The sequence below is a fragment of the Corynebacterium sp. c25Ua_47 genome (assembly GCF_039907205.1).
GTDB lineage: Bacteria > Actinomycetota > Actinomycetes > Mycobacteriales > Mycobacteriaceae > Corynebacterium > Corynebacterium hiratae.
In genome coordinates, this window is sequence record NZ_JASBOH010000001.1 from 342430 (window position 1) to 363435 (window position 21006).

A 21006-nucleotide genomic window follows, 5' to 3' on the forward strand; every position below is an offset into this window, starting at 1 on the left:
TTTCTTGTGGAGAAGTTTTCAGTACGCAATGAGGCTCCTGGGGATACAGCTAACGCGAACTACTTGGTCTACTCGGTGTTGCTAAAAGCTAGCAGCTCCGTGGGGATCAGCAGACCATGGCGGATGAGATCCACGATGGCAGGAAGCGCAGCACTCACCAGTGCGGTCTCATCAAAGCCTTGTGCGGCGGCGTAAAGCTCGATGGTTTCGCCGATGCTCAACCCATGCGGATTAAGCCCGGCGACGATAGCCGCGAGGTGCTCGTCGACATCATGCTGCCAGCGCGGACCGTCGGTCCGGCTCAATCGGAGCGCTGCGCGCTCAAAGCCCATGCCAAGCTCAGCATCTGGCAGGGCCACGTCCTCCCGAGTAACACTGGGGCGCAGCTGAACGTGCTTGGTCTCCAGTTCTCCCGGCACCAAAGCGCGCAGCCATTCGACGCGCGCAAAATACTCTTCTACTTCTGGTCCGAGTGGATCAATGAGCGGCTGTGACATTGTCTCCGCCAGAATGTCCGAGGGCTCGTCGTCCCCAATACGCTGGATGGCTACGAAACCAAACCCAATGCCGGTGACCTCATGGTCGCGGAAGTGCTCGAGCCAACGGCGCGAACGCTCCCTTCCCTCAGGGCTACGAACATCCACGGACTCATCGCTTAACCAGGTGGACACATACAGGGCAGGATCTGCCACGTCGCGTTGAATGATCCATGCGGCTACACCGGTGTCCGGTAACCACGAGGCAACCCGCTGTTGCCAGGACTCCTCGCCTTGATGAACCCACGCGGCGAGCACGTGCGCGGTTCCTCCAGGGGTGAGGTGTTCCACGGCTTGGGACACCACGAGCTCACTAGCACCATCGAGGTTGAGTCCGGAATCTCGGTACACATGGCCGACCTCAGGAAGGCCCACCACGAATGGAGGATTGGCCACGATGCGGTCGAAGCGCTCGTGTTGTACCGGCTCGAACCACGAACCCTGGCGCAGTTCGACCCGTTCCTTTGCGTCCGCTGCAGCAACGGTAGCGCGGGCGAGCTCGAGGGCTCGCTCATGGACATCAGTAGCGACGATGCGCTCTGCAGAATCCAGCTGCCCCAGGACCTGCACGCCAGAGCCTGTGCCCAGATCCAGCACCGATGACACCGGAGTAGTGGGAGTCGAATGAAGTAGGGAAAGGCTGGCAGAGCCGACACCCAAGACGTGCTCGGGACCAGGAACGTGGTCCACGAGGGAAGCATCAACATCGGAAAACACCACGCGATTCTTGCCCACGATGACGTGCGGCCGAATGTCGTATGCCACGTAGACAGTGCCGTGATCGTCGGTAAGCGCGACACCGCTGTCAAGCAATTGGGTGGCTAGGCGGGCACCGAGGACGTCGGAAAGCAGCGTGGCCGGCACGTGCTCGTGCAACACAAAGATGCGGATGAGGCGGTCGAGACGGGAGTCGCCGCTAGCACCCAGCGCCACGGCCTCGGGCTCCCCGCGATGTAGGGCTTCGGTGTACTCCGGCCCTAAGTGTCCCGCGATGCCGTCCGCGGTGAATCCCGCGTCAGCAAAGACACGGGCGAGGTCGGCCGCGACATCCGCGACGGGGTGCTCTGGGTTCATCTCCGGGCCAAAAGGAGAAGGCTGTTGTGTGCTCACAAAAGTGTCCTTACATTGCTTCGGGAGGTAAACGGTAAATGTCTAGTCTTCGTGGTCGATGGTGTTTTGCTTCGCCGTATCGTCGTGTGATGACGGCGCGCCGGGAAGCGCTCCATGGGACCGGCTTGTCAGTTGCTCGCGCTGGGCCTGCGCCATTTGCCGGGCCATAGCGGGCTTATAAACAGCCTTCTCGCGCTTGTCTTTCTTTTGACCCCGACCATTGCCAATGACCACAGCGATCCAGGGCAGTGGGAAGGTGACGGCCACGACGAGGGCAGCGGGGATCCACCACTGCCAAACATAAACCATGGCCCCGGCTATCAGGAGGGATGGAACGCGCAAAAACTGCAGTATTGAGTAGATGATCTCGCGGCGATGCCGGTCTTGACCGGGGGCGAGCTTGGCAGTCGTGATGAGGTGCGTCTCGCGGCCGAATCCGCGCCCGCGCCGCTGCCCTGAACGTGGGGTATGGCGGGGGTTATCGCGCGAGTTCGAAGGGGTCATGCCTACTAGCGTAGCTGCAGGACTCGCCAACTTCGATACCGATGCGGCATGATAGGGGGCGTGAGTACGACGACTAAGACTATTGAACGCCCTGATGTCCGCGAGGATACGTCGACCAACGACGACACCCCGAAGTTCTTCCACTACGTGAAGAAGAACCAGATCCTCGATTCCGCGGTCAACGGCAAGTACGTCGTTGCCCTGTGTGGAGAGACCTTCCCGGTGACCAAGCAAGCGAAGCCCGGCTCACCCGTGTGCCCAGACTGCGAGCGCATATATAAGAGCTTGCGCCGCCGTTAAGTCTGACGTCGACGCTCATCCTGCGTCGGCGTAAACCGAAGCGTACGAAAAACTTCACAAGAGCGGGATGTTGGGATAACTAGAGGGGGAAAGTCGCTGACCGTGTCTACTCAGACTCCAGCACAGAGATTTGCCAATAACGGTTCGCTGCGCGTATGGCAACGCGCGGCTTTGGATAAGTTCCTAGCCACCAAGCCGAAGGATTTCATGGCGGTGGCAACGCCAGGCGCAGGTAAGACCACCTTCGCCCTGCGGGTAGCCACAGAGCTCATGGCGGACCGCACCGTAGAGCGCGTCATCGTGGTGGTGCCCACCGAGCACCTCAAAGTGCAGTGGTCGGAATCCGCCTCCCGCGTAGGGCTAGCGCTTGACCCCAAGTTCACAAACTCCTCGGGAGTCAACCCCGCGATGGACGGTGTCGTGGTGACCTATGCGCAGGTGGGCATGCACCCGTACAAGCACCGCGCGGTTGCCTCAGCGCGGCGCACCCTGGTGATCCTTGATGAGATTCACCACGCCGGAGATGCCAAGAGCTGGGGCGATGGCGTGCGGGAAGCCTATGATGATGCGGAGCACCGCCTCGCACTGACTGGTACGCCCTTCCGCTCCGATGACTCGCAGATCCCCTTCGTGCGCTATGAGGAGGACGGGGAAGGCCACCTCGTATCCCGCTCTGATCACACGTATGGCTATGGCGATGCGCTTGCCGACGGTGTCGTGCGCCCCGTGGTCTTCCTCAGCTACTCCGGCGAATCCCGCTGGCGCGACAGCGCCGGTGAGGAACATGCGGCCCGTCTCGGCGATATCCTCAATCCGGAGCAGACAGCCCGCGCCTGGCGCACGGCCCTCGACCCGAAAGGCGAGTGGATCCCCACCGTCTTGCAGGCGGCGCACACGCGGCTGATGCAGATGCGCCGCAACATGCCGGATGCCGGCGGTCTGGTACTTGCTACCGACACGACAACCGCGCGCGCCTACGCCAAGATCCTCAAGCAGATCTCCAATACTCCAGTCTCCGTCATCCTCTCCGATGACCCAGGCTCCTCCGCGCGCATTGCGGAGTTCTCTGAATCCACCGACGAGTGGATGGTGGCCGTGCGCATGGTGTCGGAGGGCGTCGACGTTCCCCGCCTCGCCGTGGGCGTGTACGCCACCTCTGCCTCGACCCCGCTGTTTTTCGCTCAGGCCATCGGGCGTTTCGTGCGCTCCCGCATGCCCGGCGAGACGGCCTCCGTCTTCCTGCCCTCCGTGCCGGTGCTCTTGGGCCTTGCCGAGAACATGGAAAAGCAGCGCGACCACGTCCTGGGAGGGGAGAAGAACCCCGACAAGGAAGGCTGGGACGACGAGCTTCTGGAGGACGCTAACCAGAAGAAGACCGAGCCCGATATGCTCGAGCCTTCCTACGAGTCCCTCGGAGCGGAGGCAGAGTTTTCCGGGCTGCTTTATAACGGCTCGCAGTTCACGACGGGCAATATCACGGACGAAGAGGAAGACTTCCTCGGAATCCCCGGGCTTCTCGACGCCGACCAGGTCAAGGACCTCCTGCGCAAAAAGCAGTCCGAAGAGTTGGACCGCCGCGAGGCAGAAGAGAAGGCGCGCCGGGCTGCGGAAGCAGCAGAGGAACAACGCCGCAAGCTCTACGGCACCCCACATGCACCCAAGCGTGGGTCAGAGGCGTCGGCAAGCGGTGCTGGTTCCCAGCCAGGTGTGGTGGATGAGATTTCCGCGCTGCGCAAAGAACTCAACACGGTGGTGTCTATTACCGCCCAACGCACCGGGCGCCCGCATGGAGCCATCCACACAGAAGCCCGCAAGGCCTGCGGTGGCCCGCCGACTGCGTTGTGCGACGCCGAGCAGCTGCGGGAGCGCATCGATTACCTGCGCAAGTGGTAGCCGGCGCGGCCGCGCTATCAACTAGTTGGTTGATGAGAAACTCAACCGGCTACGCGATGGAAACGCTGTGAGCGCGAAGCAGGATGGATAGCAGATGGTCTAAAGACCAATCACCATCCTCGACGCAATCGCCACAGCAGCGTGGCTAGGAAGGAACACACAATGCAGTCCCTCTATAGAGCAGCCATCTTCTACCTTGTCATGGGGTTGAGCGCCGGCGTGTTCTACCGCGAGTTCACGCGCGCGAACGATTTCCCGGAGGGACAGTTCACCCAGCTAGGAGTGGCCCACACCCACCTCTTGGCGCTGGGGTTCATGATGTTCCTCATCTTCCTTGTGGTGGACAAGGTCTTCGCCGTGTCCCGCAACAAGAAGCTTTTTAACTCCTTTTTCTGGTTCTACAACATTGGCGTTGTGCTTACCGTTGGAATGCTCATCTGGCACGGTAGCTTAACTGTGCTGGGGGAGGAATCGACCGCGATGATCGCCGGAATCGCCGGCCTCGGACACATCTTCATCACGGTGGGGCTGGCACTCTTCCTCGTCGCACTTGGCCGCGCATTGAACGAGCCCGCTAACCCTGCCGCCGCAACTTCTGTGAGCGCCTAGCTATGCCCGCGGCTACAACAGAATCCAGCACGGTGGCACCGACCCGCCGTGACTGGATTAGCCTTGCGGTTTTATCGGTAGGGCTGGGTGTCATTGTTCTTGATGGCACTATCGTCGGCGTGGCATTGCCCGCCATCATCACGGACCTCAACCTGGATATCACCCAGGCACAGTGGGTCAACAGCCTCTACGCGGTAGTGCTTGCCGCGCTGTTGCTATCAACCGGAAAGATCGCGGATAGTTGGGGCCGCAAACGAGCTTTCCTTCTCGGCCTCGCCGTATTCGTAGCAGGCAGCGTGTGGGCTGGTTTCTCCGAAACAGCGGGAATTCTCATCTCGGCACGTGCCGTGCAGGCAGTGGGCGCGGCTTTTATCATGCCCTCCACCCTGTCCACCGTGAACGCCGTATTCCGCGGGAAGTATCGTGCAGCCGCATTCGGCGTGTGGGGCGCCGTCATCTCAGGCGCTGCTGCCGTAGGCCCTTTAGCCGGCGGCGCGCTTACTCAGTGGGTGTCCTGGCACTGGATCTTTCTGGTCAACGTCCCCATCGGCCTTTTCGTGGCCGGTGGAGCTGTCCTTACCGTCCGGGAAACCCGCAACCCAGAGACTCGCCCTGGAGTCGACGTCGACGGCGCGCAGCTGAGCGCGATTGCCTTTGGGGCCCTTGTTTTCGCTGTCATCGAGGGGCCCAGCCTTGGCTGGTGGACACCGCAAGCGGAGCTGACTGTGTTCGGGTGGACGTGGCCTACCACCGCGTCGGTATCCGCTGTGCCGGTGGCGCTGCTCATCGCCGCGGTCGGATTCACTTTGTTTATCCGTTGGGAGAAGCACCGCGAAAAGGTTCAGCGCTCCGCACTCTTGGACTTGGGGCTATTTTCCTATCCGACGTTCTCGTGGGGAAATACCACCGCCGGTGCGGTAGCCATCGGGGAGTTCGCCATCATCTTCGTCTTGCCGTTATATCTCATTAATGCGTTGGGCTTAAGCGTAATGTCTGCCGGCCTTGTGCTCGCGGCGATGGCCGTCGGAGCCTTCATTTCAGGTGCAGCCGCACGCCACGTCGCTGGGCGCTTCGGCGCCCCTGGCACCGTACTCATCGGCCTGAGCCTCGAGGTCGTCGGAGCTCTTATACTCGCGTTAATTCTCGGTCCCGACACCAGCGGATGGCTCATCGCGCTGCCGCTTGTGATCTATGGAGTGGGCCTAGGATTCGCTTCTGCGCAGTTAACCGGAACCGTCTTGCGTGACATCCCCGTGGAAAACTCAGGCCAAGCTTCCGCGACACAGAGCACAGTTCGTCAAATTGGTTCTTCCCTGGGAACCGCGATTTCCGGTTCGGTCTTTTCCGTCTCGCTAGCGCTGTCTCTGCCGAAGGCGCTTAATACCATTGGCTTCGATGGTCCGGCTGCGGAAGGAATAGCGGAAGCAGCGCGTCAATCGGCTGGGTCGAGTATCGCTGGGCTGCGTGCGCAGGGTGCCGCCAGTCCCTTCGGAGAGGAGACTGCCGTGTTGGTCCGAGCACTCAGCGACGGTATGAGTGATGCAGCGCGTTGGTCATTGCTGACCGCAGTTGCGTTCTTAGGGCTCGGTTTTATTGGTGCGTTGCAGGTCCGCAAAGCAGCGCAGGGCTAAGCAAGGGGGCGTAGCCCACGGTGTTGGCGCAACGGTTTCAGCGAAACATCCAGCAGCGAAGGGTAGGCTCGGCAGCATTGTGAGAAGAGTGCTCTAGGCCAAAGACAACCTAAGGAGATGGATGATGAAAAAGCTCGTCAACTCGCCGGACAACGTAGTAGCCGAATCAGTAGAAGGCTTCGCGTTAGCCCACGGTGACATTGTGACTCGCAACACGGAACCGCTGTTTGTTGCCCGCGCACAGAAGAAAGAACACGGCAAGGTGGCTATTGTCTCCGGTGGTGGTTCTGGGCACGAGCCTTTGCACGCGGGTTTCGTTGGTTACGGCATGCTGGACGCGGCGGTGCCGGGCGCCATGTTTACGTCGCCTACACCGGATGCAATCCAAGCAGCCACCGAAGCGGTAAGTGCTGGGGCGGGCGTTCTTTACATCGTCAAGAACTATACCGGCGATGTTCTCAACTTTGATACGGCAGCCGAGCTGGCTGACTTCGATGATATTGAGGTCAGCCAGGTCATCGTCGACGATGATGTCGCGGTGGAGGATTCTACGTTTACCGCCGGACGCCGCGGCGTGGCAGGAACCTTGTTGGTAGAGAAGCTGGCAGGTGCCGCAGCCGAGCGCGGCGATGATCTTGCTGCGGTGACAGCGGTGGCTAAGAAGGTAGTGGAGAATACCGCGACCATGGGCGCGGCACTGAGCGCCTGCACGGTGCCGCACGTGGGCAAGCCCTCCTTCGACCTTGGGGAAGACGAAGTCGAACTCGGCGTGGGTATCCATGGCGAGCCGGGCCGCAAGGAAATTCCACTGGTTTCTGCCGATGACGTTACTGATCACCTACTCGACCCCGTCTTGGCAGATCTTAAGCTGAGCGAGGGGGAGCGCACCATCGTCGTCGTCAATGGCATGGGCGCCACCCCGGCCTCTGAGCTGTACGTGGTCTACCGCCGCGTGGCCCAGCGTCTCCAGCAGGCTGGCATCGCCATTGAGCGCTCCCTCGTGGGTAACTTCGTCACCAGCCTGGACATGGCTGGGTGCTCTGTTACCGTCATGCGAGCGGACGACGAGGATCTCGCGCTTTTCGACGCTCCCTGCCACACCTCCGCACTACGCCAAGGAATGTAACAATCTAACTATGACGAATTCTGAAACTCTTTCAAGCGCGTGGGCACAGGAATGGATGAAAAGCTGTGCCGAAGCCGCGCGTGAACACCGTGAGGAGCTCATCGAGCTCGACCGTGCCATCGGCGATAGCGACCATGGAGAAAACGTCGACCGTGGTTTCCGCGCCGTCGTCGACAAGGTTGCTGCGGATATCTCTTCGGATGACTCAACGGTCGCTGATGTACTCAAACTAACCGCGAAGACTCTCATGTCCACCGTCGGCGGAGCCTCCGGCCCATTGTTGGGCACCGCCTTCTTGCGTGCGGCGAAGGCCGCCGGCACCGGTGACATTGATGCTTCTACGACGGCTGCGCTTATTGAGGCCGCCCTCGAGGGAATCATGACCCGCGGCAAAGCAACGGAAGGGGAGAAGACCATGGTCGATGCTTGGGCGCCAGCGGCGCGCGCTGCCCGCGACGCCGCCGATGCCGCACAGAGCCCCGCCGAGGTCTTGCGCGCGGCTGCCGACGCGGCCGCAGCCGGCGCGGACGCTACTATCCCGATGGTTGCGACTAAGGGACGCGCTTCCTACCTGGGCGAGCGTTCTGCCGGGCACAAGGATCCGGGTGCCGCCTCCTCGGCGCTTTTCCTCGCTGCGGCTGCTGACGCCGCCGACACTACTGGGAAGGGGGCGTAGAGCATGGCACAGCCGCGCGTTGGACTCGTTCTCGTTTCGCATTCCGCGAAGCTCGCAGAAGGATTGGCTGAGCTCGCCGCCCAGATGGCCGCCGATGTCACCATCCTTCCTGCAGGTGGCTTGGAAGACGGCAGTATCGGAACGTCCTATGACTTCATCGAAGGCGCTATCAGCCACGCCATAGGTCAAGGTCTCAGCGTTGTTGTGCTCACGGACTTGGGCTCGGCAACGATGACCGTCGAATCGGTTCTGGAGTTTCTGGACGAAGAGCAAGCACTGTTCGTTGATGCCCCACTGGTCGAGGCCACTATCGCTGCGGCAACCGCCGCCCAGCAAGGCGATGATCTGGGGGCAGTTGCTGACGCCGCTAGACGAGCTATCGAGGCTTTCACTCCTCAGCAGCCTGCTGATCCCGGGACTGTGCGCGAGCAAGACCAAGAGGAAGATCCACATCGATACTCGCTGACTGTGACCATTGCCGATGAAGCAGGACTACATGCTCGTCCCGCGTCCAAGATCGCTGAAATGGCGGCTGAAGCAGAGGGCGATATCGTCCTTACCTATAACGGTGAGGCAGTAGAGGCAGACTCCGCGATGATGCTGATGTCGCTCGGTGTTTGCCAGGGCGCATCGGTGACCATTAGCGGAGATATCTCCGATAAGGAAGTCATCGACCGGATTGCCACGGCCATCGAGCTGGGGCTCGACGGTTAGAAGCGTGCGGGCACTGTCCCCCGTACGGAAGGACGCTCCCACTGCCTTCGAATAGGGTAAAAGGCAGCGTCCTAGTTGAGTTCTCTTGAAAGCGGGGAATCCATGAACCAGCCCGATTACGTACAGGCTTATCCGAATACTTCCCCTTACTCCTCTGCGGGGTCGTACACGTCTCCGATAGAACACCCTTCCACGCCGAATCCCCTCGCGCCGTGGGTACTGGGGCTGGCGGTGCTTCCGCCACTCGTCATCATCGTGCTGACGCTCTTGTGGGGTGCAGTGGGATTCTTGTCGTCGATGCTGACGATCTTTACCGGTTGGTGCGCGGTGGGGCTGGGGATCGTGGCGCTCATCCTCGGATCAGGGCGAAGCCCGGAGCATAGGCGAACCGGCATCACAGTGTCCGGGATGATCATCGGATTCTGTTGGAGTTGTATCGCACCGTTCGTTCCCATGGCCATGATGGTGGTCATGGGACTCAATCCCTAGAGCCGCTAGGAACCCCAGAGCCCTGGAACATACAGAAAGAAAAGTGGCGGCGAGGAAATCTTTCCTCGCCGCCATTGTCGTGTCCGCGGGCTTAGTCGAGATAGTCTCGCAGCACCTGGGAGCGCGAAGGGTGGCGCAGCTTGGACATGGTCTTGGACTCGATCTGGCGAATACGTTCGCGGGTGACACCATAGACTTGGCCGATTTCGTCTAAAGTGCGCGGCATGCCATCGGTGAGGCCGAAGCGCAGGCGAACCACGCCGGCTTCACGTTCAGACAGGGTCGTGAGCACGTCCTGCAGCTGGTCTTGCAGCAAGGTGAAGGAGACCGCGTCGACAGCAATGACAGCCTCGGAGTCCTCGATGAAGTCACCCAGCTGGGAGTCACCCTCATCACCGATGGTCTGGTCCAAGGAGATGGGTTCACGAGCGTACTGCTGGATTTCCAGCACCTTTTCCTCGGTGATGTCCATTTCCTTCGCCAGCTCCAGCGGCGTGGGCTCGCGGCCCAAATCCTGCAGCAGCTCTCGCTGGATGCGGCCCAGCTTGTTGATGACCTCGACCATGTGCACAGGAATGCGGATGGTGCGTGCTTGGTCTGCCATCGCGCGGGTAATAGCCTGACGGATCCACCAGGTGGCATACGTGGAGAACTTGTAGCCCTTGGTGTAGTCAAACTTCTCAACAGCACGGATGAGACCCAAGTTGCCCTCCTGGATGAGATCCAAGAAGGCCATGCCGCGGCCGGTGTAGCGCTTGGCCAAGGACACCACGAGACGCAGGTTTGCCTCGAGAAGGTGGTTCTTCGCCTTGCGGCCATCACGAGCGATGGCACGCATGTCACGCTTTTCCATGGGGGAAAGCTTGGCGGCCTTGTCGCCTTCGGCACGGGCCTTTTCCATCTCATCCATGCGGTACTGAGCGTAGAGGCCAGCCTCGATTCGCTTGGCGAGGGAGACCTCTTGCTCGGCATTGAGCAGGGCGACCTTACCGATTTGCTTCAGGTAGGCGCGGACAGAGTCTGCCGACGCGGTCAGCTCCGCATCTTTGCGGGCTTGGCGCAGGGCTGCGGACTCATCCTCGTCCCAGACCGAGGAACCATCGTCCTCGTCCTCATCAGCGTCGTCGCCCTCGAGGTCATCATCGTCGTCGCCGAACTCGTCTTCATCATCCATCTCGGCGTTGTCCGGATCGAAATCGATATCGGCATCGTCAGTGGTGTCGGCGTCCAACTCGTCGGTCTGATCCTCGGCGAGATCCTCGGAAGACTTGGCAGCTTCAGGCGACGTTGCCTTTGTGGCTGCTGACTTACGCACAGTCTTCTTGGCCGCCTTTTTTGTGGCCTTTTGTGCAGACTTGCGGGTGGTCTTCTTTGTTGCCTTCTTGGCCGTCTTTTTAGCCGTTTTCTTGGCTGTCTTTTTGGCTGTCTTTTTCGCGGTTTTCTTGGCCGTTTTCTTAGCGGTCTTTTTTGCCGTCTTTTTGGCGGTCTTCTGTGCAGGTGCAGATGCCTCGGAGGTGCTCTCGCCCGCGCCGAGTACCTGGTCTGAAGAATCAGTGGCTGCCACGTACGCCCTTTCGACTTGCTCTCTGAGTGGAAACTATGGGGACGCGCAAGTTAGTCGCGACTAGTCCCCGATGCTAGCTCGCCTCCGAGATGAGCAGGGGAGGCGCGCCGCTGGATATTGGATAATCGACAGCCCAGTATAGATCATTTCTTGCACTAGGCGGTGACTGGGGTCAACTCGGAAATGCTGGCCCCCGGTTGCCTTATGGGCGAATACCTTCTTGTGCTGCCATGGCTGCGCCTACTATACCGGCGCGATTACGAAGCTGAGCTGCAACGACCGGCGTTTCAATGCGGAGGTGCTCTCCCCACTTGTCAAACTTGCGGGAAATTCCTCCGCCGATGACGAAGGCTGAAGGGTTAAACAGGGCCTCATACTCGTGGAGCACTCGGTTGACGCGCTTCGCCCACTGCTTGGTTTTGAGCCCCTCGCGGTCCTTGACGGCTGAAGAAGCTTGGTGCTCCGCCTCCTTCTCGCCAACGATGAGGTGCCCAATCTCCGTATTGGGGAAAAGCTGGCCATCTAGCAGGAAAGCGGAACCAATACCAGTGCCCAAAGTGAGGAAGATGACGGGGCCGGAGCGCGCAATCTCGTCGCCATAAGCCACCTCGGCGAGGCCGGCCGCGTCGGCGTCGTTAAGCACGGTAAAAGGAACGTCGAGGTATGAGCTCAACAATTCCTGTGCATCCGTGCCGATCCAGGATTTATCAATGTTTGCCGCGCTGCGGATTACCTGGTCCTTTACCACCGCTGGCATGGTAATGCCGACGGGACCGTCCCAGTTCTTCTCTTCGATGATCTGGGCAATCACCTTGGCGACGGCGTCCGGCGTTGCGGGCTGGGGAGTAGCAATCTTGAGGCGGTCACCAACGAACTCTCCCGTTGCGAGGTCGACCTCGGCACCCTTGATGCCAGAGCCTCCAACATCGATGCCGAAGGCGTGGCCTTCGTGCTGCGGGCTCGGTTTCGTGTCCTGGTGCTGTGATTCATGGGCGGTCATACCGACAGTCTATGTGCACTCGCGCGATGATGCGGCACGATCTCAGCGATGAAAAGGGTAGCGTCGGTAATGCCCTGCGGTGTCCGGTGCGTGACGTGCTCCTTGAGCTGGAGGTAGGTGCACATTGTGACGAAATCTTCGCGGCTCGCTAAAGGGCTGGAATTAGCAGGTCACAGGGGTGAAGGAGGCGTAATAGGGGGTAGGATAGTGCAGGGTTTGGTGCCCCCACGGCGGGGCGAGTGTGACACAGAGGCCAGTCTGGTTTAGGATGCCGTCGATAAATACACATACCTATCGATCTGACTCACAGGGGCAAGCATTATGGCCACGGATTATGACGCACCGCGTCGCCGCGCTGAAGACGACCTCGAGGCCGATTCCCTCGAGGGCCTGAAGGCGGCTGAAAACGACAACAATGGCATGGATGACGATGGAGAAATCGTCGAGGCCTTCGAACCGCCGTCAGTGGACCTGACCGGTGAAGAGCTCAACGTCACCGTCGTTCCGCGCAAAGAAAACGAGTTCACCTGCTCTGTATGTTTCTTGGTGCAGTCCAACAAGCGCCTTGACCATGAAGAGGACGGCGAGCCAGTCTGCATGGACTGCGCCTAACAGGCCAGTTTCACCGAGGCGTGGCTGAGGCCTTAATTCAAGCCTTAATTGCTGCGCCTTGTAGCTGCTGCGGCCTGCTCGGGGACAAAGGCTGCGAGGAGTTTTTCGGGGTTGGTGGATCCGATGAGCCAGTAGGGCGTTGGATCTTCGGGGTCATCGAGGACGAGCATGACGTGTTCGGGTACCCAGCCGTGTGTGACGAGGAAGGCAGCCGGATCGAGCTGTGGACCGAGCGCGTTGCGGCGTGCAGTGGCCGGCACCGCGGTACTGCGGGCGACAACATCGTTCGGCAGCTGCGCGTCCTTGACGGTGAGCCACCGTGTGCCGTCGGCATCCTGTTCCACCTGCACCACCGTGTTGGACCATGTCAGTAGGACCCACGCGGCGATGGCACTGAGCAGGATGGCGGGGACGATGACCCACATGATTCCACGGTTGAGGCTGACTGTGGCGGTGGAGATCGCTACAACAAAGGCCGCCATCAGCCACCAGTACCACGGCACCCATTGGCGCTCACGGTAGAGGATCACTGGGGAAGCGGCTGGTGCCGAGGGAGAAGCAGACGAAGAACTCGAAGTCATGACCTTCGAGTCTAGCCGTCGGGGAAGGGGAGAGCCCAACACGCAGAGTAGGCGCGGCTGCCAGGCCGACGCGGCTTCCGGCCCTGACGGTTGGGGATGGAGGGGACAAGGTAGGCTGGGCCGCGTGAATGAGCAACACCCTCTCGTAGATCCAGTTAGTCCCTTCGGCGACATTCAGGTCAAGCGCCTTGATAAGGAGCTTCCGATGCCGCATCGCGCTCACGGCGGCGATGCGGGCGCGGATCTCTACGCTGCTCACGACGTTATTTTGCGGCCCGGCGAGCGCGCTCTTGTCGGTACGGGCATTGCCCTTGCCCTGCCGATGGGCACGGTAGGCTTGGTCCACCCGCGCTCGGGCCTGGCGGCCAAGCACGGCATTTCCGTCGTGAATACCCCCGGCACCATTGACGCCGAGTATCGCGGTGAGATTAAAGTATGCCTCATTAATCACGACCCAGAGGAGACCTTTGAGGTCACGCGGGGAATGCGTATCGCGCAGTTGATTGTCCAACGCGTGGAGCTGGTGGGCTTCCAGGAAGTCGAGGAACTTGATGACACCGCTCGTGGCGACGGCGGGTATGGATCAACCGGCGTTAACTAAGTTCAACAAAGCAGACACGGAATGAGGAAGGCGTAAACAATGGCGATGTGGCCTTTTGGAAAAAAGAAGAAGAACTCTGCCGTCCACCAGGATGAGGCGGCTGCCGAGGCCGTGGCCGAGGACACCACCACAGTGAACCCGGCAGCGGAGAACGCAAATGACGGCGCCGCTGAGGCTGACCCCGAGCCAACCGCTGGTCTTGTCCGTGAGGATGAAGATGATGCTCAGGCTTCTCTAGCCGTGAAGGCGGTGGCTCACGATGCCATCAACGGCGACATGGGTCCTTACGATGGCGATAATGTCGACATCGCTGAGTTTAACTTTGAGGACTTCTCCGTAGGCCTGTTGGATCTGGGCTCACTGCGCATCCCGCTGCCGAAGGGCTCACAGGTCCAAGTGGAGATGGGTCAGGAAGGCCCGCGCATGCTCCACATTCTCACCCCACACGGCCGTATGACCCCAGTGGCCTTTGCCGCGCCGCGCACGCCGGGGCAGTGGGCGGAGTCTGCGGAGGACATCATCAAAGGCTTGGAAGCCGATGGTTTCGCTGCCCACCCGGAGGATGGCCCGTGGGGTTCTGAGATCGTTGGCAGCAGCGAGAAAGGCGGCATACGCATCATTGGTGTAGAGGGGCCGCGGTGGATGTACCGCCTGACCCTGGCCGCACCTGCCGGCAAGGAAGTGGAATTGGCGCAGCTAGGGCGCGAAGTCGTTGCCCGCACCTTTGTCTACCGCGGTGAGGATCCCATCCTGGCTGGCAGCTCCCTGCCTGTCACGCTTCCGCAGCAGCTGGCTGAGCAAGTTCAGCAGGCGCTGAAGGAGCGCCAGCAGCAGGCCGCGCAGGCAGACAGCGCGGATAGTGCAGCGGCAGCGGACACGGCCACGGATACAGAGAAGACCGCGGAGTCCCAGGCCCGCGAGCAGTTGCGCGACCTCGAAGACAACGAGAACAAGTAGCGCACTTCAGCCTGCCGGTCCAGACCCCTCCGGCACTACCGAAAAGGACCCCTTAAGCACGTGACCAGCCCTACTCCCGAAGAGCGCGAGCCTTACCGCACCCCGGCGTCTGCGCATGACCACGATAGCGCCGAGCGCGCTACTGAACCTGCCCCTGAGCCATCCTCGAATCCTGGCGCCGACATGGCGGCGGAACAAGAGACGGTGTCGACAGAAGCTGATCCGGAGCCGTCGTTGCTCGACCAGATGGGTGGGCTGACCGGGCTCGTGTCTGCGACCCTGCCCGTGCTGGTTCTCATTCCGGTCAACAACGTCTGGGGGTTGGGGCCGGCGCTTGTTGCGGCACTGGGCGTGGCGCTGGCTATCAGCCTGTGGCGCCTGGCCCGCAAGGAAACCCTGCAACCAGCCTTTTCTGGTCTGCTGGGCGTGGCCATCTGCGCCGGAATCGCGTGGTTTACCGGGGATGCCAAAGGCTATTTCCTCTACGGAATTTGGATGTCGCTCGTGCTGTTCATCGTCGCGGTCGTTTCCATTATTCTGCGCTGGCCGCTTGTCGGCGTGGTATGGAAAGGCCTCAACGGTGAGGACATGGGGTGGCGCACTGTGCCACGAGCACGACGCTCCTATGCCTATGCCACCGCCGGGTGGGCGACGGTGTTCATCGCCCGTTTTGCGGTGCAACGCGCGCTCTACGATGCCGATGCCACCACAACGCTTGGTATCGTCCGCATTCTCATGGGTTGGCCGTTAACGGGTATTGTCACCCTCCTCACTATCTGGATGGTGCGCCGCGCGAATGCCGCCGTGGAGGAAGCACAGGGCGGCGACACTACGTCGCAGGGCGGCGACAACTCTAAGGAGAAGATCCATGACCGCGACTGATCACAACTCCGCGAAAGATCAGAGCGCCGCTGCCGGAAGCCTGAGCAAAGGGCAGTCATTCGACACCACCATCGAACGTATGGGGCACGGCGGTGTCGGAATCGGGGCGGCCCCCGACGGGCGCGTGTGCTTCGTCCCGGGAGCCTTCCCCGGCGACCATGTCACGGTGACTGCGACCAAGGTGAAGAAGTCCTTTGTGGAAGCCGCGCTGAGTTCCGTCGTACAACCTGGGCCCTACCGTGTCGAATCTGCGTGCCCGGCCGCGCAGCGTGGCGCCGGCTGTTGTGACTTCGCTGAGCTCGATCCCGCGGCGGAGCCAGACATCAAGGTCACAGTCTTGCTCGATCAGCTGCGCCGCGTGGCTCACATCGAGGATGCTCCCGACGTCGAGACCATCGATGTGGCACCGCATCGCGGGTGGCGTACGCGGGTGCGGTTGGGCGTCGACAAGCAGGGCCGTGCTGGTCTGCGCAAGCGTGGCTCCACGGAGCTCGTCACCGACGTTGCGTGCAGCCAGCTGATTCCGGGGCTCGTCGACGGCCTAGTGGGGCCTGATGCCCGTACCTTTAATCCAGGTGCAGAGGTAATCGCGGTCATGGATAGCGACGGCAATAGGCACGTCGTGGAAACCCGGAAGGCGCCGCGGGGGCGGCGAATCGAGACCATTCGAGAGGTCATTGATGCGCCAACTGAGAACGTGGTGCAGCGTGCTGACGGCCACGAGTTCCGCTTCCCGCCCACCGCTTTTTGGCAGGCGCACGTCGGAGCACCGGACGTTTACACCAGCCTTGCACGCGAGTGGCTCGGCGCAGAAGGCCACGGGAACGGCGGTGAACCTGAGGCAGCGGACGAGTCCGCTGTACATGCAGTGGCCTGGGATTTGTATGGCGGCGTTGGCCTGTTCGTTCCCGCGCTCGCAGAGGTCACCGCGCCCCAGGGCGGGCACACAACCGTGTATTCCGTCGACTATTCGCGAGCAGCAGCGGCAGCGCAGCCGGGACTCGCAGGCATTGACGTGCACTTCCGCACAGCCAAGGTGGAGCAGGTGGCCAGCCAGCTTCCGCAGCCGGCGTCGGTGATTTTGGATCCGCCGCGTACCGGTGCTGGTAACGACGTGGTGGCCGCTGTCGCCGCGGCAAAGCCGCAACGCATCCTGCATATCGGTTGCGATCCCGCTACGTTCGCCCGGGACTTGGCTGCCTGGTCGGAGCATGGTTACCGCGCGAAGCGCCTCGCCATGGTGAATGCTTTCCCCGGAACGCATCACTTTGAAACCCTGGCACTCCTGGTTCCACTGGCCTAGGGCGCACAGGGGGCGCCGCGGGAGTGGTCGGGCAATGATTGACGCGTCACGCGTGTCAACGGGTACGGTGGTAAAGAAGAAAACGATCGATGAAGGGGTTTAAGGCAAGCTCTATGGGCATTCTGGATTCCATTCAATCACCAGGCGATCTTAAAGCCCTGAGCAAGACGCAACTGGTTGAGCTCGCGGCGGAAATCCGTCAGCGCCTTATTGAGAAGGTGTCCGCTACAGGCGGCCACCTAGGCCCTAACCTGGGCGTCGTGGAGCTCACGGTGGCGATCCATCGCGTCTTCGATTCCCCGCGCGATCCCATCGTCTTCGACACGTCACACCAGTCCTACGTGCACAAAATGCTCACGGGCCGCGCCTCCCAATTCGATACTCTGCGTCAGAAGGGCGGTTTGTCCGGCTACACGGATCGCGCAGAGTCAGAACACGATTGGACCGAATCCTCGCACGCCTCGGCAGCGCTATCCACGGTGGACGGGCTCTCCAAGGCTTTCAAGATTCGGGGTGAATCCCACCGCAATGCCGTGGCGGTCGTGGGCGATGGCGCCCTTACCGGCGGCATGTGCTGGGAAGCCCTCAACAACATTTCTGCCGACAAGGACCGCAACGTTGTCATCATCGTTAATGACAATGGGCGTTCCTATTCGCCGACGATCGGTGGCCTCTCAGAGAATCTGGGGCGCATTCGTGCGCAGCACGGATACGACGAGTTCATGGCGCTGGGCAAGAAGCGCCTCAAGTCCATGGGTTGGGTAGGCGAGCGCACCTTTGATGCATTGCACGCGGTCAAGGAGGGTGTGAAGTCGACCGTCATGCCCACGGAGATGTTCCCGGAGCTGGGCATCAAGTACATTGGCCCGATTAACGGCCACGACATTGAGGCAGTTGTGCGGGCGCTGAGCTACGCCCGCGACTATGACGGTCCCATCATCGTGCACACGGTCACCGAGAAGGGGCATGGCTTTGCTCCTGCGGTCAACGAGCCGAAGGACCAGATGCACTCCACCGGCGCCATCGACCCGGTCACCGGTGTATCCAAGGGACAGAAGCAACCGGGGTGGACCGCGGCGTTCTCGGAAGAATTGATCAAGGCCGGCCACGCCCGCGAGGACATCGTCGCCATTACTGCCGCCATGGCTGGGCCGACGGGGCTAACCCCCTTCCAGGAGGAGTTCCCGGAGCGCTTCTTTGATGTCGGCATCGCTGAGCAGCATGCCATGGCTTCTGCATCCGGTCTGGCGCTGGCCGGGATGCACCCGGTGGTAGCGGTGTACTCTACATTCCTCAACCGTGCGGTGGACCAAGTCATCATGGACATTGCGCTGCTCAAGCTGCCAGTGACCATTGTCCTCGACCGCGCCGGTGTTACGGGCTCTGATGGTGCTTCACACAACGGTGTGTGGGATATGGCGCTCATGAGCATCGTCCCCGGCATGCGCATCGCCGCCCCGCGCGATGGTGCCCGCCTGCGGGAACTCTTTAACGAAGCCATCGCAATCGAGGATGGCCCGACCGTGGTGCGCTTCCCCAAGGGCAACCTCCTTGATGACCGCGACGAACTCAAGCGGCTCGATGACGGGGTAGACATCCTGAGCTATTCCGATGCCGCTGCTTCTGCGGAGGAAGCTACTGATGTGCTTATCGTCGCCGTCGGTGCCATGAGCGCGCGTTCCCTGGGTGCAGCTGAGCTGCTCGAAGCCCAAGGCTTCAACGTGACCGTCGTGGACCCGCGCTGGCCGGTACCGGTACCGCAATCCATCATCGCGTTGGCGGCCGATCACGATCTCGTGGTGACGGTGGAGGATGGCATCCTGCGGGGCGGTGTGGGGTCCATGGTGGCCGAGGCCCTCGACGCCGCCGATGTGGACACTCCGGTACACAGGCTCGGCGTACCCGGCTGCTTCCCCAAGCATGCCAGCCGTGGAGAAATCCTCGAGGACTTTGGCTTGACCCCGGAAGGCATCGCGAACTCAGTGCGTGAGTGGGTAGCTGCACGCGATGCTGAGGAGTCTGCTAAGAGCGCGGGGGAGTAGAGCGCATCCGGGTTAACCCGCGCTGCAAGAGCGGCGTGGCCAGCTTGACTTGCCAGTCGCGCGCGCCCTGAGAACGCAGGAAATCGGGGATATCGGCATCTTTTGCGATCTCCCCCGCGACGCCGCCTTCTGGCCCGAACGCTGCCCACACCGCTGTACGTATCAGACTGGGTTTGAGGATCAGCTCGTAGCTCATGCGCAGTTCGTCACCGAGGTCCTCGAAGTCATGGCGGATCTCGCAGTAGAGCTGCCACAGCTCGGGAAAATCCCGGTTAAATACTGATTTGGAGGGCACCGGGCGGGGGCTGCGCAGCGGCTTTGGCCACTGCTGGCGCGGGCTATCCAGCGCAGTCGTGACGGCATCGAGCCAGCGCAACGTAGCCCCACCGCGGCGGCGGGGGAACCCTTTAATCTGATTGATGTCGTGCGGGGTGCGAGGCACGCGGCGCGCTATGTCCACGAGCACGCGGTGCGGCAGCACCCGGTTGGGGGCGATGTCCTGGGAACGTGCGATGGATTCACGGCGTTGCCACAACTCGCGAGCCACGGCGAGCTGTTCGCGTGTGCGTAGCGAAGAGACGCCTTTCAGCTCCCGCCATGTTCGAGGCTCAGGGCCGGTAATCCCGGCGTGCTCGTCGACGATCCGGTCGAATTCTTCAAAGGCCCAGTCGAGTTTGTCTTCTTCCGCAAGGATGTCGCGCAACGTCACAGCAAGCTCGTTGAGCAGCTCCACGTCGAGCGCCGCGTAGTTGCGCCATGTCCGGGGAATGGGGGTTTGGGACCAATCGGAATCCCCGTAACCTTTTTCCAGTTCGACGTCGAACAGCTCCAGCACCATCGCCCCCAGGTTGGGATGTGCAAAACCGGCGAAGCGGGCGGCGAGTTCGGTATCGAACAGTGTTCCGGGGTGTAGCCCCAGCCAGGCCAGACAGGGAAGATCGGAAGGAGCGGCGTGGACTACCCAGTCCTGACCGTTGAGCACCGGCGCTAGCGCGGAACTCAGTTCATGCCGACGATTCTCCGGGGCAAACAAAAGCGTGCCTGCGCCTTCCCGGCGAATTTGCACTAGAAAGGCGCGGTCATCGAAGCGGTAGGCCGACGCGCGTTCGGTATCAATGGCGAAGGGTCCAGTCCCCGCGGCCAGGCGCGCGGCACCCGCCTGGAACTCACGGGGAGAAAGCAGGACTTTCGGCGTGCCGTCGACGGGGACCTGGCGCAGTTCGCTCATGTTAGCGCCCGAGCTCGGTGACGCCTTCGGGCGGCAGGCCTGCGACGAGAGAAAGCACCTGTGCAAAAGCCTCGACGTGTGGGGCAAGATCCAAGTCGGCTGCGGTCCAGGAAGCTCGCATTTCCAGCTGATAGGCTCGCGGCGGGCCTCCGATCTCGCCGAAGCGCACCGAAGCAGTCGAGGTGACAGTACCTCCGAGGTTGGTGTGTGTTGCCTCGCGCACGTCGAGGGATTCGGTGAGCCACTCCCAGGCGACGTCGGGAAGCAGCGGGTCTCCGGCTACGGCATCCTCCAAGTCTGCCTGGATGTAGGCCACCAGGCGCATCGCACCTTCCCAGGCTTCCTCAGCGCCTGGGTCGTGCAACAGGATAAGGCGGCCGAAGGCATCACCCTCAGAGTCGGTGGGGATAGCCTCCTCCTGCTCGTGACGCTCAACCTCCAGGCCAATGGCATGGCTGAACGGGGCCAGTCGCTGCGGGGGTCGGATGGTGCCCAAGGTGATTTCTGGGCGCAGCTGCGCAGCGTGGAGGGACTCGACGGCCTCCGTGAAGGCAGCCGGAGTGCTCGGTTCTGCGGGGCGCGATTCGGCGGGAGAGGCGGCGGCGCGATCGTGCAGGTTGGTCGGTGCCCCTGCAAGGTTGCGCGAAG

The 21006-nt window shown here is 61.5% G+C and carries 21 protein-coding genes; 13 read left to right on the plus strand and 8 right to left on the minus strand.

What is annotated here, in order from left to right; all coding sequences use genetic code 11:
- Positions 1-68: 68 nt before the first annotated feature.
- Both QKE52_RS01570 and QKE52_RS01575 read right to left on the minus strand, forming a co-directional pair.
- A complete protein-coding gene (locus QKE52_RS01570) occupies positions 69-1610 on the minus strand; it encodes a methyltransferase (RefSeq protein WP_347947989.1) in 1542 nt (513 codons plus the stop codon).
- A 78-nt stretch (positions 1611-1688) separates the two neighbouring features.
- Complete coding sequence (locus QKE52_RS01575; RefSeq protein ID WP_141759832.1) at positions 1689-2150, minus strand: DUF3099 domain-containing protein; 462 nt, start codon at positions 2148-2150, stop codon at positions 1689-1691.
- A gap of 48 nt (positions 2151-2198) precedes the next feature.
- Between QKE52_RS01575 and QKE52_RS01580 the strand changes: the two genes are divergently transcribed.
- The 7 genes from QKE52_RS01580 to dhaM all read left to right on the plus strand — a co-directional run bounded on the left by QKE52_RS01580 (position 2199) and on the right by dhaM (position 9099).
- Complete coding sequence (locus QKE52_RS01580) at positions 2199-2450, plus strand: DUF3039 domain-containing protein (RefSeq protein WP_046648196.1); 252 nt, start codon at positions 2199-2201, stop codon at positions 2448-2450.
- Positions 2451-2552: 102 nt separating this feature from the next.
- Positions 2553-4343 (plus strand): DEAD/DEAH box helicase, encoded by a 1791-nt coding sequence (locus QKE52_RS01585; protein WP_347947927.1) that lies wholly within the window; start codon positions 2553-2555, stop codon positions 4341-4343.
- A gap of 162 nt (positions 4344-4505) precedes the next feature.
- Positions 4506-4952 (plus strand): DUF2871 domain-containing protein, encoded by a 447-nt coding sequence (locus QKE52_RS01590; RefSeq protein ID WP_046648191.1) that lies wholly within the window; start codon positions 4506-4508, stop codon positions 4950-4952.
- Positions 4953-4984: 32 nt separating this feature from the next.
- Positions 4985-6583: an MFS transporter gene (locus QKE52_RS01595; RefSeq protein ID WP_347947929.1), complete on the plus strand. Its 1599-nt coding sequence runs from the start codon at positions 4985-4987 to the stop codon at positions 6581-6583.
- A 124-nt stretch (positions 6584-6707) separates the two neighbouring features.
- Entirely contained in the window at positions 6708-7709 is a 1002-nt protein-coding gene (gene dhaK, locus QKE52_RS01600; RefSeq protein ID WP_070513136.1) for a dihydroxyacetone kinase subunit DhaK, read from the plus strand.
- Positions 7710-7719: 10 nt separating this feature from the next.
- Complete coding sequence (gene dhaL, locus QKE52_RS01605) at positions 7720-8385, plus strand: dihydroxyacetone kinase subunit DhaL (protein ID WP_070513139.1); 666 nt, start codon at positions 7720-7722, stop codon at positions 8383-8385.
- A gap of 3 nt (positions 8386-8388) precedes the next feature.
- Positions 8389-9099, plus strand: a complete 711-nt coding sequence (gene dhaM, locus QKE52_RS01610) for a dihydroxyacetone kinase phosphoryl donor subunit DhaM (RefSeq protein ID WP_347947931.1) — start codon at positions 8389-8391, stop codon at positions 9097-9099.
- Between the two features lie 146 nt (positions 9100-9245).
- Here the strand turns inward: dhaM and QKE52_RS01615 are convergent, their stop codons facing one another.
- The 3 genes from QKE52_RS01615 to ppgK form a co-directional block, all read right to left on the minus strand.
- Positions 9246-9572, minus strand: a complete 327-nt coding sequence (locus QKE52_RS01615; RefSeq protein ID WP_070821292.1) for a hypothetical protein — start codon at positions 9570-9572, stop codon at positions 9246-9248.
- A gap of 107 nt (positions 9573-9679) precedes the next feature.
- The gene (locus tag QKE52_RS01620) at positions 9680-11152 is read right to left on the minus strand and encodes an RNA polymerase sigma factor (RefSeq protein ID WP_070513148.1); all 1473 of its coding nucleotides are present in this window, start codon (positions 11150-11152) and stop codon (positions 9680-9682) included.
- A 202-nt stretch (positions 11153-11354) separates the two neighbouring features.
- Complete coding sequence (gene ppgK, locus QKE52_RS01625) at positions 11355-12152, minus strand: polyphosphate--glucose phosphotransferase (protein WP_046648180.1); 798 nt, start codon at positions 12150-12152, stop codon at positions 11355-11357.
- 321 nt (positions 12153-12473) lie between these two features.
- On the opposite strand from ppgK, the gene QKE52_RS01630 reads away from it, so the two are divergent.
- On the plus strand, positions 12474-12764 hold the full coding sequence (locus QKE52_RS01630; RefSeq protein WP_046648179.1) for a DUF4193 domain-containing protein: 291 nt from the start codon (positions 12474-12476) through the stop codon (positions 12762-12764).
- Positions 12765-12808: 44 nt separating this feature from the next.
- Here the strand turns inward: QKE52_RS01630 and QKE52_RS01635 are convergent, their stop codons facing one another.
- Positions 12809-13345 (minus strand): DUF3093 domain-containing protein, encoded by a 537-nt coding sequence (locus QKE52_RS01635; RefSeq protein WP_046648178.1) that lies wholly within the window; start codon positions 13343-13345, stop codon positions 12809-12811.
- Between the two features lie 124 nt (positions 13346-13469).
- Between QKE52_RS01635 and dut the strand changes: the two genes are divergently transcribed.
- From dut to dxs, 5 genes are all read left to right on the plus strand, one after another.
- Positions 13470-13946, plus strand: coding sequence for a dUTP diphosphatase (gene dut, locus QKE52_RS01640; RefSeq protein ID WP_175973081.1), 477 nt, complete (start codon positions 13470-13472; stop codon positions 13944-13946).
- Positions 13947-13985: 39 nt separating this feature from the next.
- On the plus strand, positions 13986-14903 hold the full coding sequence (locus QKE52_RS01645) for a DUF3710 domain-containing protein (RefSeq protein WP_175973079.1): 918 nt from the start codon (positions 13986-13988) through the stop codon (positions 14901-14903).
- Between the two features lie 183 nt (positions 14904-15086).
- Positions 15087-15785 (plus strand): DUF3159 domain-containing protein, encoded by a 699-nt coding sequence (locus QKE52_RS01650; protein WP_175973254.1) that lies wholly within the window; start codon positions 15087-15089, stop codon positions 15783-15785.
- Positions 15772-17088, plus strand: coding sequence for a TRAM domain-containing protein (locus QKE52_RS01655; RefSeq protein WP_347947933.1), 1317 nt, complete (start codon positions 15772-15774; stop codon positions 17086-17088). The genes QKE52_RS01650 and QKE52_RS01655 overlap by 14 nt, the downstream gene beginning before the upstream one ends.
- 113 nt (positions 17089-17201) lie before the next feature.
- A complete protein-coding gene (dxs, locus tag QKE52_RS01660; protein ID WP_070679700.1) occupies positions 17202-19130 on the plus strand; it encodes a 1-deoxy-D-xylulose-5-phosphate synthase in 1929 nt (642 codons plus the stop codon).
- Here the strand turns inward: dxs and QKE52_RS01665 are convergent.
- Complete coding sequence (locus tag QKE52_RS01665) at positions 19111-20358, minus strand: HRDC domain-containing protein (RefSeq protein WP_293776981.1); 1248 nt, start codon at positions 20356-20358, stop codon at positions 19111-19113. The genes dxs and QKE52_RS01665 overlap by 20 nt on opposite strands.
- Before the next feature lies 1 nt (position 20359).
- A complete protein-coding gene (locus tag QKE52_RS01670; RefSeq protein WP_046648311.1) occupies positions 20360-20974 on the minus strand; it encodes a DUF3000 domain-containing protein in 615 nt (204 codons plus the stop codon).
- Positions 20975-21006: the final 32 nt, after the last annotated feature.

Bases quoted from the DNA above. Each gene is read 5' to 3' on its own strand.
- QKE52_RS01570 (WP_347947989.1), bottom strand. From the start codon at position 1,610: ATGAACCCAGAGCACCCCGTCGCGGATGTCGCGGCCGACCTCGCCCGT.
- QKE52_RS01575 (WP_141759832.1), bottom strand. From the start codon at position 2,150: ATGACCCCTTCGAACTCGCGCGATAACCCCCGCCATACCCCACGTTCA.
- QKE52_RS01580 (WP_046648196.1), top strand. From the start codon at position 2,199: ATGATAGGGGGCGTGAGTACGACGACTAAGACTATTGAACGCCCTGAT.
- QKE52_RS01590 (WP_046648191.1), top strand. From the start codon at position 4,506: ATGCAGTCCCTCTATAGAGCAGCCATCTTCTACCTTGTCATGGGGTTG.
- dhaK (WP_070513136.1), top strand. From the start codon at position 6,708: ATGAAAAAGCTCGTCAACTCGCCGGACAACGTAGTAGCCGAATCAGTA.
- dhaL (WP_070513139.1), top strand. From the start codon at position 7,720: ATGACGAATTCTGAAACTCTTTCAAGCGCGTGGGCACAGGAATGGATG.
- dhaM (WP_347947931.1), top strand. From the start codon at position 8,389: ATGGCACAGCCGCGCGTTGGACTCGTTCTCGTTTCGCATTCCGCGAAG.
- QKE52_RS01615 (WP_070821292.1), bottom strand. From the start codon at position 9,572: ATGACCACCATCATGGCCATGGGAACGAACGGTGCGATACAACTCCAA.
- ppgK (WP_046648180.1), bottom strand. From the start codon at position 12,152: ATGACCGCCCATGAATCACAGCACCAGGACACGAAACCGAGCCCGCAG.
- QKE52_RS01630 (WP_046648179.1), top strand. From the start codon at position 12,474: ATGGCCACGGATTATGACGCACCGCGTCGCCGCGCTGAAGACGACCTC.
- QKE52_RS01635 (WP_046648178.1), bottom strand. From the start codon at position 13,345: ATGACTTCGAGTTCTTCGTCTGCTTCTCCCTCGGCACCAGCCGCTTCC.
- QKE52_RS01645 (WP_175973079.1), top strand. From the start codon at position 13,986: ATGGCGATGTGGCCTTTTGGAAAAAAGAAGAAGAACTCTGCCGTCCAC.
- QKE52_RS01650 (WP_175973254.1), top strand. From the start codon at position 15,087: ATGGCGGCGGAACAAGAGACGGTGTCGACAGAAGCTGATCCGGAGCCG.
- QKE52_RS01655 (WP_347947933.1), top strand. From the start codon at position 15,772: ATGACCGCGACTGATCACAACTCCGCGAAAGATCAGAGCGCCGCTGCC.
- dxs (WP_070679700.1), top strand. From the start codon at position 17,202: ATGGGCATTCTGGATTCCATTCAATCACCAGGCGATCTTAAAGCCCTG.
- QKE52_RS01665 (WP_293776981.1), bottom strand. From the start codon at position 20,358: ATGAGCGAACTGCGCCAGGTCCCCGTCGACGGCACGCCGAAAGTCCTG.